Raw genomic sequence first — 15,649 nt, 5'->3', positions numbered from 1 at the left:
AATTTCGCAGCTGGGCTGTGAATCTAGGAGGAACCCTTGACAGTCAAGGTTGGTATCAACGGATTCGGCCGCATCGGCCGTAACTTCCTGCGCGCCGCTCTCGAGCAGAAGGCGGACATCCAGATCGTCGGTGTGAACGACCTCACCGACAACGCGACGCTCGCGAACCTCATCAAGTACGACTCCATCGGCGGCGTCCTGGCCCACGACGTCTCCTTCGACGACGACTCGATCACCGTCGGCCAGAGCTCCTTCAAGGCGTTCGCCGAGCGCGATCCGAAGAACATCCCGTGGGGCGAGATCGGCGCGGACGTCGTCATCGAGTCCACCGGCATCTTCACCGACGCCGAGAAGGCCAAGGCCCACATCGAGGCCGGTGCCAAGAAGGTCATCATCTCCGCTCCGGCGAAGAACGAGGACGCGACCTTCGTGATCGGTGTGAACGAGGGCGAGTACGACCCCGCGAAGCACGACATCATCTCCAACGCGTCCTGCACCACCAACAGCCTCGCGCCGGTGGCGAAGGTGCTGAACGACGAGTTCGGCATCGTCAAGGGTCTGATGACCACGATCCACGCCTACACCTCGGACCAGTCGCTCCAGGACGGCCCGCACAAGGACCCGCGCCGTGCCCGCGCCGCCGCCCTGAACATCATCCCGACCACCACCGGGGCGGCCAAGGCCGTGGCGCTGGTGCTCCCGGAGCTCAAGGGCAAGCTGGACGGCTACTCGCTGCGCGTCCCGGTCCCCACCGGCTCGATCACCGACCTCGTCTTCGAGGCCTCGCGCGAGGTCTCCGCCGAGGAGATCAACGCCGCGCTGAAGAAGGCCGCCGAGGGTCCGCTCAAGGGCGTCCTGCGCTACACCGAGGATCCGATCGTCTCCAAGGACATCGAGGGCGATCCGCACTCCTCGATCGTCGATGGGCAGCTGACCAAGGTCAACGGCAACATGGTCAAGGTGTTCACCTGGTACGACAACGAGTGGGGCTTCTCGAACCGTCTCGTCGAGCTCTCGCAGCTCGTCGGCAAGTCCCTCTGATCCCGGCGTCGTCGTAGGACGACCAGGACAGTTCCGGAGCCCGCCGGCCGCCGCCCGAGAGGTCGGTGCCCGGCGGGCTCCGCTCGTCCCCAGAGCCGTCGGGCCGCCGCGCGGCACGACGGCACGATCCTGAAGGAGCACCACAGTGCTGAAGACCATCGATTCGCTCGGCGAGCTGCGCGGCAAGCGCGTGCTCGTCCGGGCAGACCTCAACGTCCCGCTGGACGGGACCACCATCACCGATGACGGCCGCATCCTCGCCGCGCTGCCCACGCTGACGCGTCTGGTCGAGGCCGGGGCGCGGGTCGTCGTGCTCTCCCATCTCGGCCGCCCGAAGGGCGCCCCGGAGGAGAAGTACTCCCTGCAGCCCGTCGTCGGTCGCCTCGGCGAGCTGCTGGGCCAGGACGTCGCCTTCGCGACCGACACCGTCGGCCCCGCCGCACAGGACGTCGTGGCCGGCCTGGCCGACGGCGGCGTCGCCGTCCTGGAGAACCTGCGCTTCAACGCGGGGGAGACCTCGAAGGACGACGCCGAGCGGCTCGCCTTCGCCACGGAGCTGGCTGCGCTCGGCGATGCCTTCGTCTCCGACGGCTTCGGGGTCGTCCACCGCAAGCAGGCCTCCGTCTTCGAGCTCGCGACCCTGCTGCCCGCGGCCGCCGGCGAACTGGTGCGCAGCGAGGTCGAGTCCCTGCAGAAGGTCACCGACCGGCCCGAGCGCCCCTTCGTGGTGGTCCTCGGCGGGGCGAAGATCGCCGACAAGCTCGGCGTGATCGACTCCCTGCTGGGCAAGGCCGATCGGATCCTCATCGGCGGCGGCATGGCCTACACCTTCCAGAAGGCGAAGGGCTTCGAGGTGGGGCGGTCCCTGCTGGACGAGTCCAAGCTCGACGTGGTCCGCGAGTACATGGAGCGCGCCGAGCGCGACGGCGTCGAGCTGGTGCTCCCGGTGGACACCGTGGTGGCCCCCGAGTTCTCCGCCGACGCCGCACCGACCGTGGTCCCCGTCGAGGAGATGCCCGCCGACCAGGAGGGCATGGACATCGGCCCGGAGACGGCGACGCTGTTCGGCGAGAAGATCTCCGATGCGGCGACCGTGTTCTGGAACGGCCCCATGGGCGTGTTCGAGTTCGAGAACTTCGCCCAGGGCACCATCGCGGTCGCGGAGACCCTCTCGAAGGCTCCCGGCTTCACCGTGGTCGGCGGTGGCGACTCCGCCGCCGCGGTCCGCACCCTCGGATTCGACGAATCCCTCTTCTCGCACATCTCCACCGGCGGCGGCGCGAGCCTCGAGCTCATCGAGGGCAAGGACCTGCCGGGCATCTCCATCCTCGAGGAGGACACCGAATGACCACCCCCCGCACCCCGCTGATGGCGGGCAACTGGAAGATGAACCTCGACTGGAAGCAGGGCCTCGCCCTCGTCGAGGAGCTCGGCGACCAGCTCAAGGGCTTCGACACCGACAAGGTCGAGACCGTCGTGCTGCCGCCCTTCGTGGACATCCGCACCGTCCAGGTGGCCGTCGACGCCGGCAAGCTGCCGATCGCCTACGGCGCGCAGGACATCTCCGCGCACGAGTCCGGCGCCTTCACCGGTGAGGTCTCCGGGGCGATGCTGAAGGCGCTGGGCGCGACCTATGTCGCCGTGGGCCACTCCGAGCGCCGCCAGTACCACGGCGAGGACGAGCAGGTCACAGGCGCCAAGGTGAAGGCCGCCTTCGCCGCGGGCCTGACCCCGATCCTGTGCGTCGGCGAGCCGCTCGAGGAGCGCAAGGCCGGCAACCACGTCCCGTACACCCTCGCGCAGCTCACCGGCGGCATCGAGGGTCTGACCGCCGAGCAGGCGGAAAAGATCGTCATCGCCTACGAGCCGGTCTGGGCGATCGGCACCGGCGAGGTCGCCGGCGCGGACGATGCGCAGGAGGTCTGCCACGCCCTCCGCGAGGCGCTGCGTGAGCAGTACGGCGACGTCGTCGCCGATGCGGTGCGCGTCCTGTACGGCGGCAGCGTGAAGTCCTCCAACGTGGTCGAGCTGATGGGCAAGGCCGACGTCGACGGCGCACTCGTGGGCGGCGCCTCGCTGAAGGCCGAGGAGTTCGCCAAGATCGCCGGGTACCAGGGGTGACCGCAGCGGGCTGACGCGGCCCGAGAGTAAGCCGTCCCACGCGGGCCGGGTCCTGAGCGGACCCGGCCCGTGGCGTATGCTGGATCGGTCCGCCCGTCCCATCGGAAGGTGCTCGTCCACGTGGATCTGTCTCTGCTGAAGCTCGTCCTTCAGATCCTGCTGGCCGTCCTCGGCCTGCTCACCATCATGTTCGTCCTGCTGCACAAGGGGCGCGGCGGTGGTCTGTCCGACATGTTCGGTGGTGGCGTCTCCTCGTCCGCGAGCGCGTCAGGGGTCGCCGAGCGCAACCTCAACCGGCTCACCGTCGGGGTCGCCGTGTCGTGGGGCCTGTGCGCTGTGGGTCTGGGCATCGTGGAGAAGCTGCTCTGACTCCATCTCATACCTGAGGAAGGGCCGGTCACCGTGAGGTGACCGGCCCTTCGTCCTGCAGGGAGGCGCTCAGCTCGGGATCTGCGCCGCCGCCTCGTCCAGATACCAGGTGGTCGACTCCAGGCCGCGCACGGACGACGCCGGAACCCGCCACGGATCGATCTGCCCGTGGGCGTCGCGGACGGCGCCGGCCTTCTCCGCCCCGGCGACCAGCAGCGCCACGTGCCGGGCCGAGTTCAGCACCGGCCAGGTCAGCGAGATCCGCTCCGACGGCGGTTTGGGCGAGTCGGTCACCCCGGCCGCGCTGGTGCTGACCCGGCGCTGACCGGGGTGCTGCGGGAACAGCGAGGCGATGTGCCCATCGGGCCCCACCCCGAGCAGCAGCACGTCGAAGAATGCCTGGCCCCGGGTGCTGAACGGCTCGTCGCCGCCCATCTGGTCGAGCTGCTGCCCGTACCAGGCGGCGGCGTCGTCCAGCGACATGCCGTCGGCGGGGGAGGGCATCACGTGGACGTGGCGGGCGGGCAGTCCGGCCGTCGACTGGAGCGGTGCGAGCAGCGACTCGCGCACACCGACCTCGTTGCGCTCCGCGGAGTCGGGGTCCACGTAGCGCTCATCGCCCCACCACAGATGCAGCCGGCTGCAGTCGACGCCCGCTGCGAGCAGGGCCTCCGGCAGTGCGGCCGCGGTCCTGGTGCCCACCGTCCCGCCCGTGAGCACGAGATGGGCCTGCGGGCGCTCCGCGAGCGCGGCGGCCAGCTGCGCGGCGGTGGCCGAGGCGGCGGCCGCCGCGACCGCGTCGGCATCGGGCCCCACCACATCCTGCGGCGCGGGCTTCCCGGTGGCGAAGGTCGCGGCGTCACCGATGCTGCTGTAGGTGCTGGCGAGGACCTCGCCGTACACCTCGTCCGGATCCAGCCGGCGCAGCTCCTCCGTGACCAGCTCGGGCAGGGTGCGACGCGGCATCGTCACGTGCTGACCGGTGTCGTCCCCGGGGAGCTTCATGATGATCGAGTCGTCGTCCACCCGGCTGAGCTCGATGGTGCCGTCCTCGCGGACCAGGCGCACGCTGTGCACCCCCGCGCAGTCCGGCGCCCCCTCGCGCGGGGGCAGCACCTCGACGTCGACGCCGAGCGCGTGCTGGAGCCAGCCGGCCATCAGCGTCACCGAGGGGTTGTCGGCGGTGCCGCTGACCTGGATCTGCTGGGGAACGGCGACGGGTGGGACCTCGTAGGCGCTGGCGACGAGTCCGCGCCAGCGGGTCAGTCGGCTCCACGCCAGGTCGGAGTCTCCGCTGGCGTAGCCGCGGCGCAGTCGCTTCAGCGTCCCCAGCGGATCGGCGCAGGCCGCCGCGTCGGTGATCCGGCGCTGGGACATGGAGCCCAGCACGTCGTGGACGGGCGAGGACGGCGCGTTCTCCGGCCACCAGGTCACGATCGGAGCATCGGGCAGCAGCAGCGCCATCACCAGGGTGTCCAGCGATGACAGCACGTCACCGCGGGCACGCAGGATCACGACCTCCGCGGCGCCGGCATCGCGTCCCACCCGGATCTCGGCATCGAGACCGGAGCTGGCGGCCTCGGGCTCCGCATCGACCACGATCACCCGCGCGGGATGCTCGTGGCTGGCCGCGACGGCCGCCTCCAGGGGCTTCTCGACGTCGCCGGTGGCGATGATGATGAGGGTCAGGACCCGGCCGATGGTGTTCTCGCCGAAGGTCTCCCGCATCTCGATCATCTGCTTGTTGATCGTCGATGCGGTGGTGTCGGTCAGGGTGGTGATCACGGTCGCCTCCAGGTACGCCCGTCACGGGCGAGCATCTCGTGCGCGGTGTCGGGGCCCCAGGTGCCGGGGCGGTACGGGGACGGGTCGAGGTTCTGCTCCCAGTACTCGGTGATCGGGTCGAGGATCTTCCAGGAGAGCTCGACCTCCTTCTGCCGCGGGAACAGCGGCGGATCACCGAGCAGCATGTCGAGGATCAGGCGCTCGTAGGCCTCCGGCGACTCCTCGGTGAAGTTCATGCCGTAGGCGAAGTCCATGGTCACGTCACGCACCTCCATCTGGGTGCCGGGGACCTTGGAGCCGAAGCGCATCGTCACGCCCTCATCGGGCTGGACGCGGATCACGATCGCGTTCTGCCCGAGATCCGCGGTGTCCGTGGAGCGGAAGGGCAGGAACGGGGCGCGCTTGAAGACCACGGCGATCTCGGTGACCCGGCGGCCCAGGCGCTTTCCTGCGCGCAGGTAGAAGGGCACGCCCGCCCAGCGGCGGGTGGCGATGTCCAGCCGCATCGCGGCGAAGGTCTCGGTGGTGGAGTCGGCGGGGATCCCGTCCTCCTCGAGATAGGGACGCACCTCCTCGCCGCCCTGCCAGCCGCCCACGTACTGGCCGCGGGAGGTATGGGAGGCGAGGTCCTCGGGCAGCTCCACCGCGGAGAGGACCTTCTCCTTCTCGGCCCGCAGGTCCGAGGCGCGGAAGGTGACCGGCTCCTCCATCGCCGTCAGCGCGAGCAGCTGCAGCAGGTGGTTCTGGATCACATCGCGGGCGGTGCCGATGCCGTCGTAGTAGCCGGCCCGGGACCCGATGCCGATGTCCTCGGCCATCGTGATCTGCACATGGTCGACGAAGTTCGCGTTCCAGAGCGGCTCGTACAGCTGGTTCGAGAAGCGCAGCGCCAGGATGTTCTGCACCGTCTCCTTGCCCAGGTAGTGATCGATGCGGAAGACCTCCTCGGGGCGGAAGGCCTTCTCGACCACGTCGTTCAGCGCGCGCGCCGAGGCCAGGTCGTGCCCGAAGGGCTTCTCGATCACGGCGCGGCGCCAGGAGCCGTCGTCGGCGGTGTTGAGCCCGGAGTCCGCCAGCTGCGAGAGCACCGTGGGGAAGGCGTCCGGCGGGATCGAGAGGTAGAAGGCGTGGTTGCCACCGGTGCTGCGGGTGCGGTCCAGCTCGCCGACCACCTCGGTGAGCGTCTCGAAGGCGGCGGTGTCGTCGAAGGTGCCGGTGACGAAGCGGAGACCGCCGCGCAGCTGCTCGAAGACGCTCTCGTCGAAGGCGGTGCGGGAGTGCTCGGAGACGGACTTCCGGACGTAGTCGGCGAACTCGTCGTGGGACCAGTCGCGGCGGCCGAAGCCGACCAGGCCGAAGCTGGGCGGGAGCAGGCCGCGGTGGGTGAGGTCGTAGATCGCGGGCAGCAGCTTCTTGCGCGCGAGGTCGCCGGTGACGCCGAACATCACCATGGAGCTGGGGCCGGCGATGAGGGGGAGGCGGCGGTCCCGGGGGTCGCGCAGCGGATTCGGCGCGTCCGCCCCGGTGAGGAGGGTGGGGGAGTCGGTCACGATCGTCCTTTCTCGGACAGGAGCACGGGAGCACGGCCCGCCGCGGTGGGCGGGCCGTGCTCCTCGCGGGGTCAGGCGCGGACGGACTCGACCGACTCGGAGACGGTCTCGAGCAGCCCGTTCCAGGCCTTCTCGAACTTCTCGACGCCCTCGCGCTCGAGCACGGCGAAGACGTCGGCGAGGTCGACGCCGGCTTCGTCGAGGCGCTCGAGGACGGACTCGGCCGCGGTGGCGATCTCGGCGTTCAGCGGGGCCTTGGGCTCGGAGTGGTCGGCAGCGGCCTCGAGGGTCTTCTCCGGCATGGTGTTCACGCTCGGATCGGCGACCAGGTTGTCGACGTAGAGGGTGTCGGGGTAGTCGGGGTTCTTCACCCCGGTCGACGCCCAGAGCGGGCGCTGCACGTTGGCGCCCTTGGCCTTGAGCGCCTCGAACCGCTCGGAGGCGAAGACCTCCAGGTACTTGCCGAAGGCGACCTGGGCGTTGGCCAGGCCCGCCTGGCCGCGCAGTGCGAGGGCGTCCTCGCTGTCCAGCGCCTCCAGCCGGCCGTCGATCTCGGCGTCCACGCGGGAGACGAAGAACGAGCCGACCGAGTGGATCCTCGTGAGGTCCCTGCCCGCCTTCGCGGCCTGCTCGAGACCGGAGAGGTAGGCATCCATCACGGCGAGATAGCGCTCGATGGAGAAGATCAGGGTGACGTTCACGCTGACGCCCGCGGCGATCGTTGCGGTGATCGCGGGGAGCCCCGCCTCGGTGGCAGGGATCTTGACGAAGATGTTCTCGCGGCCCACGACCTCGAAGAGGTGCTCCGCCTGCGCGATGGTCTTCTCGGTCTCATGCGCCAGGCGCGGATCGACCTCGATGCTCACCCGGCCGTCGAGGCCGTGCGTGGAGGTGTGGAGATCGGCGAAGAGGTCGGCGGCGCGGCGCACGTCGTCGGTGGTGAGCACCTCGACGATCTCCTCGACGTCCTTGCCCTCGCCGGTGAGGCGGGCGATGTCCTCGTCGTACTCGGAGCGGCCGGAGATCGCGGCCTGGAAGATCGAGGGGTTCGTGGTCACACCGACGATGTTGCGCGTGTCGATGAGCTCCTGCAGGTTGCCCGTGTCCATCCGCTCGCGGGAGAGGTCGTCGAGCCAGATGGAGACTCCGGCGTCGGAGAGTGCCTGGGTGTGGGTGTTCTGAGCCATGATCGTTCCTTCCGGGCGCTGGGCGCCCTGTGTCGAACTGGTGTCGTCGGGGTCAACGTCCGCGAGGGCCCGATCCTTCCATGATGTGGCTCGGGGAACCCTGTCGCAATCGGACGGGCGGGGGAGGGGCGGCGGGGCAGGACCTCCGAGGTCCTGCCCCGCACGTGCTCACGCGCCGGAGGCGGCGAGCGACTCCTGCGCGGCCTCGACCACGGCCTCGGCGGTGAAGCCGAACTCGCGGAAGAGGGTCTTGGCGTCGGCGGAGGCGCCGTAGTGCTCGAGCGAGACCGCCCGGCCGTGGGTGCCCAGGAAGCGGTGCCACGGCATCGCGATCCCGGCCTCGACGCTCACGCGCGCGGTGACGGAGGCGGGGAGCACGGACTCCCGGTACGCCTCGTCCTGCTCGTCGAACCATTCCACGCACGGCATCGAGACCAGGCGGGCCGGGGTGCCGGCCGCCTCCAGCTGCGTCTGCGCCGCGGCGGCGTACTGCACCTCGGAGCCGGTGGCGATGAGGATGACCTTCGGCTCCGCCGAGGCCTCCTTCATGATGTAGCCGCCCTGGGCCAGGTTCTCGGCACCGGCGTGCTCGGTCCGGTCGAAGGTCGGCATCGCCTGGCGGGACAGGATCAGGCCCACGGGGCCGCTGTCGCGCTCCAGGATCGTCTTCCACGCCTGTGAGGTCTCGTTGGCGTCCGCCGGACGCACGACCGACAGGTTCGGGATCGCCCGGTAGGCGGCGAGGTGCTCGACGGGCTGGTGAGTGGGGCCGTCCTCGCCCAGACCGATGGAGTCGTGGGTCCACACGTAGGTGGCCGGGACCTTCATCAGCGAGGCGAGTCGGACCGCACCGCGCATGTAGTCGGCGAACTGGAAGAAGGTGCCGCCGTAGGGGCGGGTCAGGCCGTGCAGGGAGATGCCGGACAGGATCGAGCCCATCCCGTGCTCGCGGATGCCGAAGTGCAGCGTGCGGCCGTACTGGTCACCGGCGAACTCGGAGGAGCTGTGCTCCGCGGGCAGGAAGGAGGGCTCGCCCTTCATGGTGGTGTTGTTCGAGCCGGCGAGGTCGGCGGAACCGCCCCACAGCTCCGGCATCACCGCGGCGAGCTCGCCCAGCACCTTGCCGGAGGCGGCGCGGGTGGCGATGCCCTTCTCGTCCGTCTCGAAGCTCGGGAACGCCTCGGCGAAGCCCGCGGGCAGCTCGCGCGCCTGCAGACGGTCCAGGAGCGTCGCGGCCACGGTGTTCGCGGAGCGCCACGCCTGGTAGCCCGTGTCCCACTCGGCCCTCGCGGCCGCGGCGCGCTCGGCGAGGCCGCGGGTGTGGGCCAGCACGTCCTCGTCGACCTGGAACTGCTGCTCGACGTCGAAGCCGAGCACATCCTTGAGGCCCGCGACGCCCTCGGTGCCGAGCTTGGCGCCGTGGACGGTGTGGCTGCCGGCCAGCTCCGGGATGGGCCAGCCGATGATGGTGCGCAGGCGGATGAAGGTCGGCTTGTCGGTGACCTTCTGGCCCGCGAGGATCTCGGCCTTCAGCGCTGCGACGTCCTCGACGTACGCGGAGCCCTCGGCACCGCCGGACCTCCAGTCGACGGTGCGCACGTCCCAGCCGTAGGCCTCGTAGCGCGCGGCGGTGTCCTCGGTGAACGCGATCGAGGTGTCACCCTCGATGGAGATCTCGTTGTCGTCCCACAGCACGATGAGGTTGCCCAGCTGCTGGGTGCCGGCGATCGAGCTGGCCTCGCTGCTGACACCTTCCTGGAGATCGCCGTCGGAGACGATCACGTAGGTGAAGTGGTCGAAGGGGCTGGTGCCCGGTGCGGCGGACGGGTCGAGCAGGCCGCGCTCACGGCGCTGCGCCATCGCGAAGCCGACGGCGGAGGAGACGCCCTGGCCGAGGGGGCCGGTGGTGATCTCGACACCCCGGGTGAGGAAGTTCTCGGGATGGCCCGGGGTCTTCGAGCCCCAGGTGCGCAGCTCCTCGAGGTCCTGCTTCTCGAGACCGAAACCGCCGAGGTACAGCTGGATGTACTGGGTGAGGCTGGAGTGTCCGGCGGAGAGGACGAAGCGGTCGCGGCCGAGCCAGGTCGGATCGGTCGGATCGTGGCGCATCAGGTCCTGATAGAGCAGGTACGCGGCCGGGGCGAGGCTCACGGCGGTGCCGGGGTGACCGCTGCCGACCTTCTCCACGGCGTCCGCGGCGAGGACGCGGGCGGTGTCGACCGCCCGGGCGTCCAGATCGGTCCAGCCCTCGGGGGCCTTGAAGGTCTCTGTCATGTCGGGTGATTCCTTTCGGCGGAGTACGGCGCTGACGGCCGCTCGGTTCGACAGGCCTCGGCGGCAGGGCCTCGGCATGCGGTGGCGTGCGAGGTCCTGCGCGAGACGACGGGCCCACCTTAGTCCGGGCGGTGCCTCCGCGACTCCTCGGTCCAGCCGGTTGCCGGGAGCGGGTCCCCGTCCCCGGTCGTCCCCGGTCCCCGCGCCGCTCCTCAGGAGCGCCGTGCAGGGCGGACGGTGCCGGGTCTCACCCCGTGTCGGGGTGCCGGACCCCGCCCCCGCGGCCTAGACTGGCGGCGTTCACGCGACGACTGCGTCGCGCTCAGGAGGAAGGACGGTGGGCGGTGACCGCCACCCAGGGAGCGTCGGTACGGAACTCGGGCCGGGACGGTGGTCGGACGCCGCAGTCCGTGCGCTCCGTGGTCCTCAGCTACGTGGCGCTGACCAAGCCTCGGATCATCGAGCTGCTGCTGATCACCACCATCCCCACCATGTTCCTCGCCGCGGGCGGGTTCCCCTCGCTGTGGCTGATCCTGGCCACGATGGTCGGTGGCTACCTCGCCGCCGGCGGTGCCAACACCCTGAACATGTACCTCGAGCGCGACATCGACGCGAAGATGAAGCGCACCCGCAACCGGCCGATCCCCTCCGGGGCCGTCTCGCCGCGGGCCGCCCTGATCTTCGGGATCACGATCTCGATCGTCTCCGCGCTCTGGCTGGGCCTGCTGGTCAACTGGGTCTCGGCCGCCCTCGCGGTCGGTGCGATCCTGCTCTACGTCGTCTTCTACACGATGCTGCTCAAGCGCCGCACCAGCCAGAACATCGTCTGGGGCGGGGTCGCCGGCTGCATGCCGGTGCTGATCGGCTGGTCGGCGGTGACCGGGACCGTCTCCTGGACGGCCGTGCTGCTGTTCCTGGTCATCTTCTTCTGGACCCCGCCGCACTACTGGCCCCTGGCCGAGAAGTTCTCCACGGACTACGCCGCCGCCGGGGTGCCGATGCTGCCGGTGGTCGCGTCCCGCACGAACGTGGCCCGCCAGATGCTCATGCACACCGCGCTGATGGTCGCCTCCAGCCTCGCGATCATCCCGCTCGGCGCCACCGGCTGGGTGTACGGCGTCGCTGCCGTCGGCGCGGGCCTCTGGTTCGGCATCCTGGTGGTGCGCTACGCGCTGCGGGTGCGTCGCGGCCTGACCGGGAAGGCGCTGGGTCCGATGACCGTCTTCCACGGCTCCATCACCTACCTGACCGTCCTGTTCGTCGCCCTCGCGATCGATCCCTTCGTCACTCTGTGACCCCGGGCGGCACGCCGGATCCCGCCGCCGCGGGGCTGCGCCCCGGGGACCGCCGGATCCTCGAGCAGTACCTCAGCCATCTGCGGATCGAGCGCGGGCTATCCGCAAACACCCTCGCCGCCTATGAGCGGGACCTGCGCCGCTATCTCCGCGACCTGTCCCGGCAGGAGGTCGATCCGGCAGCGGTCGACCCGCGGCACCTCGGAGCCTGGCTGCAGGCGCTGCGCACCGGCGCCGACGGGGGCAGCGCGCTCTCGGCCGCCTCGGCCGCCCGATCACTGGCCGCGGTGCGCGGCCTGCACTCCTTCCTCGACGCCGAACGGGTCTCCACCACCGGGGACCCCTCGCGGCTGGTGCCGGCCCCGGCGCTGCCGCGGCGACTGCCGCATCCGCTCACCATCGACCAGGTCGAGGCGCTGATCGAGGCCGCGGGACGGCCCGGCACCGGCCGGGACGCCACCGCCCGGGCGCTGCGCGACCGGGCCCTGCTCGAGGTCCTCTACGGGCTCGGCGCCCGGATCTCGGAGGCCACCGGTCTCGACATCGACGACGTCGAGGTGGGGGAGCGCGCGGCCGTGCTGCGCGGCAAGGGGGACAGGCACCGCATCGTGCCCGTCGGTCGCTTCGCGCTCGAGGCGCTGGAGGCCTATCTGACCCGTGGCCGCCCGATCCTGGCCCCGCGCGGATCCGGCACGCCGGCGGTGTTCCTCGGCTCGCGCGGGACCCGGCTGACCCGGCAGGCGGCCTGGCAGGTGGTCCAGCGCGCCGCCGAGGCCGCGGAGCTGACCGCTCTGCCCGAGCCGATCAGCCCGCACACCCTGCGCCACTCCTATGCGACGCATCTGCTGCACGGGGGAGCGGATGTGCGGTCCGTGCAGGAGCTGCTCGGTCATGCATCGGTCACCACGACACAGCTGTACACGCAGGTCACAGTGGATTCGCTGCGCGAGACCCATGCGGGTGCCCACCCCCGGGCCCGGCGGGGGGCTTAGACTTGTCCGGCACGACGCCCCTGCCCGGCCCCACCGGCGGCGGACGTCCTGCGCGAGACGACGACAGCACGGCGCAGCTCCCGCTTCCCGGACCGGGACCGGACCCTTACCGGACCCATCGCGGAGCGCCCCGTGCCCGCCACAGACCACGACGCCGACGACAGGACACCGACGTGAGCCCGACCTCCTCCCAGCAGCTCGACATCGACCTCGGCCCGACCGGGCGCCCGATGCCGGAGCTCCCGGAGCCGGCCCCGCTCGACGGCCACGGCCCGGCCCGGATCATCTCGATGGTGAACCAGAAGGGCGGGGTCGGGAAGACGACCAGTGTCATCAATCTGGGTGCGGCACTGGCCGAGCTCGGCCGCAAGGTGCTCCTGGTGGACCTCGATCCCCAGGGCGCCCTCAGCGCGGGCACCGGCGTGAATCCCTACGAGCTCGACCTGACCGTCTACAACCTGCTCATGGAGCGCGGTCACGACGTGCACGGCGTCATCCAGGAGACGCACACCGAGAACCTCGACGTGCTCCCGGCCAACATCGACCTCTCCGCCGCGGAGGTCACCCTCGTCAACGAGGTCGCTCGCGAGATGGCCCTGGCCCGGGTGCTGCGCCCGGTGGCCGACGACTACGACGTCATCCTCATCGACTGCCAGCCGTCCCTGGGGCTGCTGACCGTGAACGCACTGGCCGCCAGCCACGGCGTGATCATCCCGCTGGAGGCCGAGTACTTCGCGCTGCGCGGCGTGGCGCTGCTGGTGGAGACCATCGAGAAGGTCCAGGACCGCATCAACCCGCGCCTCGAGCTCGACGGCATCCTCATCACCATGTTCGACCCGCGCACCCTGCACGCCCGCGAGGTGTGCCAGCGCGTCGTGGAGGCGTTCCCGGACCAGGTCCTCCACACCACCATCAACCGCACCGTGAAGTTCCCCGACGCCTCCGTGGCCGCGGAGCCGATCATCTCCTTCGCCACCTCGAACAAGGGCGCGGCGGCCTACCGCCAGCTGGCCCGGGAGCTCATCTCCCGCGGCGCCGCCGCCTGATGGCCGCGGATCGCTCCGGCCGCCCGGCCCGACGGCGCAGCGCCTTCACCCCGCCCCGTCACGTCCGTCTCCGCGACGGCGAGGGGAAGCCGGTCACGGCCGGCGCCGCCACTGCCGGCTCCTCGTCGGAGCCGCATCGGGACGACGGCGAGCGACTGCAGAAGGTGCTGGCCCGGGCCGGTCTCGGCTCGCGCCGTGCCTGCGAGGCGCTGATCTCCGGCGGCCGGGTGCGGGTGGACGGCGAGATCGTCCAGGAGCAGGGTGTCCGCGTGGATCCCGCCGCACAGGTGATCCACGTCGACGGCCGCCGGCTGCAGCTGGACACGTCCAAGCTGACCCTGGTGCTGAACAAGCCCAGGGCGGTGGTCTCGGCGATGAGCGACCCCGAGGGGCGGCGCGACCTCAGCGAGTTCACCGCCGGGCACCCGCAGCGGCTCTATCACGTGGGCCGGCTGGACTACGAGACCGAGGGTCTGCTGCTGCTGACCAACGACGGCGAGCTCGCCCACCGCCTCACCCATCCCAGCTTCGAGGTCGCCAAGACCTACGTGTGCCGCTTCGACGCCCCCGGCGGTCCGCCGCGCGGCCTGGTCAAGACGCTGCGCGAAGGGGTCCAGCTCGAGGACGGTCCGGCCCGCGCCGACCGCGCCCGGGTGCTGGCCCAGGACGGCCGTGAAGCGGTGGTCGAGGTGACGCTCCACGAGGGCCGCAACCGCATCGTGCGCCGCATGTTCGCCTCCCAGGGATTCGAGCTGACCGCCCTGATGCGCACCCGCATCGGACCGGTCCTGCTGGGCGATCTCCCCTCCGGCACCACCCGTGAGCTCACCGGTCGCGAGCTGGGCACCCTGATGGCCGAGGTGGGGCTGTGACGGCTCTGGTGCCGTCACCGGTGCGGATCATCGGCACCGGGCTGATCGGCGGCTCCCTCGGCCTGGCGCTGCGCCGGGCCGGGGTGGAGATCCAGGTGGAGGACGCCTCCCCGGGCACCGCGGCACTGGCCGTCGAGCTCGGGGTGGGGGAGCTGCCGGGCGCTGATGCCCCCGATCCTGCGCTGGTGCTGGTCGCGGCACCGCCCGACGTCGCTGCGGCGCTCGTCCAGCGGGCGCTGCGCAGCTGGCCGGAGGCCCTGGTCGCCGACGTCGCCAGCGTCAAGTCCACCGTGCTGGACGGACTGCGCTCGCGGGCGCGGGCCGAGGACCTGCCGCGGTACATCGGCGCCCACCCCATGGCCGGTCGTGAGGTCTCCGGCGTGATCGCCGCCCGCGCCGATCTGTTCCTGGGCCGTCCCTTCGTCATCGTCCCTCACCAGAGCACCGAGCCTCGTGCGGTGAACGCGCTGCGGGGCCTGGCCCTCGAGATCGGCTCGGTGCCCACCACGATGGATGCCGCCGCGCACGATATCGCCGTCGCCCAGGTCTCCCATGTGCCGCAGGTGATGTCGAGCCTGCTGGCCGCCACCCTGCTCGAGCCCAGCGAGCCCGCCCTGGGACTCGCCGGCCAGGGGCTGCGCGACACCACCCGCATCGCCGACTCCGATCCGCGGCTGTGGGTGGAGATCCTCGGCGCGAACGCGAGCGCGGTCGGGCAGGTGCTCGGCGTGGTCCGGGAACGGCTCGAGGACGTGCTGACGGCGCTCGGCACGCTCGCGGGGGACCCGGATCCGGGCACCGGTTCCCGTCGGGCCCTGGCCGACCTCGTCTCCGCGGGCAACCGCGGGGTGCGCCGCATCCCCGGCAAGCACGGCGGTGCGACCGACGCCTTCGCCACGGTCGTGGTGCTGGTCCCCGACCGTCCCGGAGAGCTCGCCCGGCTGCTCACGGAGATCGGGCAGATCGGCGTGAACCTCGAGGATCTCCGCCTCGAGCACGAGCTGGGACGTGACGTGGGCCTCGCGCACATCGCGATCGACGCCGCCCGTGAGGACCTGCTCACGCGGGAGCTCGCCGAACGCGGGTGGAGGGTCGCGGACGCCTGAGCGCCCCGTAT

At 71.1% G+C, this 15,649-nt stretch carries 13 protein-coding genes; 9 read left to right on the top strand and 4 right to left on the bottom strand.

Translation table 11 applies throughout. The annotated features are described in order from the left end of the window. Positions 1 to 36: 36 nt before the first annotated feature. The 4 genes from gap to secG all read left to right on the top strand — a co-directional run bounded on the left by gap (position 37) and on the right by secG (position 3,531). The gene (gene gap, locus CFK38_RS11925) at positions 37 to 1,041 is read left to right on the top strand and encodes a type I glyceraldehyde-3-phosphate dehydrogenase (protein ID WP_096803268.1); all 1,005 of its coding nucleotides are present in this window, start codon (positions 37 to 39) and stop codon (positions 1,039 to 1,041) included. Between the two features lie 145 nt (positions 1,042 to 1,186). Continuing rightward, positions 1,187 to 2,389, top strand: coding sequence for a phosphoglycerate kinase (locus CFK38_RS11920; protein ID WP_096803267.1), 1,203 nt, complete (start codon positions 1,187 to 1,189; stop codon positions 2,387 to 2,389). Continuing rightward, a complete protein-coding gene (gene tpiA / locus CFK38_RS11915; protein WP_096803266.1) occupies positions 2,386 to 3,162 on the top strand; it encodes a triose-phosphate isomerase in 777 nt (258 codons plus the stop codon). The genes CFK38_RS11920 and tpiA overlap by 4 nt, the downstream gene beginning before the upstream one ends. Before the next feature lie 126 nt (positions 3,163 to 3,288). Further along, on the top strand, positions 3,289 to 3,531 hold the full coding sequence (gene secG / locus CFK38_RS11910; RefSeq protein WP_157773579.1) for a preprotein translocase subunit SecG: 243 nt from the start codon (positions 3,289 to 3,291) through the stop codon (positions 3,529 to 3,531). 69 nt (positions 3,532 to 3,600) lie between these two features. Here secG and pgl read toward each other — a convergent pair whose 3' ends face one another. The 4 genes from pgl to tkt all read right to left on the bottom strand — a co-directional run bounded on the left by pgl (position 3,601) and on the right by tkt (position 10,327). Beyond that, positions 3,601 to 5,316: a 6-phosphogluconolactonase gene (gene pgl, locus CFK38_RS11905; protein WP_096803264.1), complete on the bottom strand. Its 1,716-nt coding sequence runs from the start codon at positions 5,314 to 5,316 to the stop codon at positions 3,601 to 3,603. Next, positions 5,313 to 6,767 (bottom strand): glucose-6-phosphate dehydrogenase, encoded by a 1,455-nt coding sequence (gene zwf / locus CFK38_RS11900; protein WP_245851301.1) that lies wholly within the window; start codon positions 6,765 to 6,767, stop codon positions 5,313 to 5,315. Before zwf ends, pgl begins: the two co-directional genes overlap by 4 nt. Before the next feature lie 170 nt (positions 6,768 to 6,937). Then, positions 6,938 to 8,053, bottom strand: coding sequence for a transaldolase (tal, locus tag CFK38_RS11895; RefSeq protein WP_096803262.1), 1,116 nt, complete (start codon positions 8,051 to 8,053; stop codon positions 6,938 to 6,940). 168 nt (positions 8,054 to 8,221) lie between these two features. Further along, positions 8,222 to 10,327, bottom strand: a complete 2,106-nt coding sequence (tkt, locus tag CFK38_RS11890; RefSeq protein ID WP_096803261.1) for a transketolase — start codon at positions 10,325 to 10,327, stop codon at positions 8,222 to 8,224. Between the two features lie 344 nt (positions 10,328 to 10,671). Here tkt and CFK38_RS11885 point away from each other — a divergent pair, with 344 nt between their 5' ends. The 5 genes from CFK38_RS11885 (at position 10,672) to CFK38_RS11865 (ending at position 15,638) form a co-directional block, all read left to right on the top strand. Next, the gene (locus CFK38_RS11885; RefSeq protein WP_096803260.1) at positions 10,672 to 11,622 is read left to right on the top strand and encodes a heme o synthase; all 951 of its coding nucleotides are present in this window, start codon (positions 10,672 to 10,674) and stop codon (positions 11,620 to 11,622) included. Then, positions 11,619 to 12,614, top strand: coding sequence for a tyrosine recombinase (locus CFK38_RS11880; protein ID WP_096803259.1), 996 nt, complete (start codon positions 11,619 to 11,621; stop codon positions 12,612 to 12,614). The genes CFK38_RS11885 and CFK38_RS11880 overlap by 4 nt, the downstream gene beginning before the upstream one ends. Before the next feature lie 173 nt (positions 12,615 to 12,787). Beyond that, on the top strand, positions 12,788 to 13,660 hold the full coding sequence (locus CFK38_RS11875; RefSeq protein WP_096803258.1) for a ParA family protein: 873 nt from the start codon (positions 12,788 to 12,790) through the stop codon (positions 13,658 to 13,660). Next, the gene (locus CFK38_RS11870) at positions 13,660 to 14,532 is read left to right on the top strand and encodes a pseudouridine synthase (protein ID WP_096803257.1); all 873 of its coding nucleotides are present in this window, start codon (positions 13,660 to 13,662) and stop codon (positions 14,530 to 14,532) included. The genes CFK38_RS11875 and CFK38_RS11870 overlap by 1 nt, the downstream gene beginning before the upstream one ends. Further along, positions 14,529 to 15,638, top strand: a complete 1,110-nt coding sequence (locus CFK38_RS11865) for a prephenate dehydrogenase (protein ID WP_096803256.1) — start codon at positions 14,529 to 14,531, stop codon at positions 15,636 to 15,638. The genes CFK38_RS11870 and CFK38_RS11865 overlap by 4 nt, the downstream gene beginning before the upstream one ends. Positions 15,639 to 15,649 lie beyond the last annotated feature (11 nt).

Origin of the sequence: Brachybacterium vulturis (assembly GCF_002407185.1) — a bacterium.
Lineage (GTDB): Bacteria > Actinomycetota > Actinomycetes > Actinomycetales > Dermabacteraceae > Brachybacterium > Brachybacterium vulturis.
Note: the sequence above shows the minus strand (reverse complement) of the source record. Positions and strands in the feature narration are given on the sequence as shown.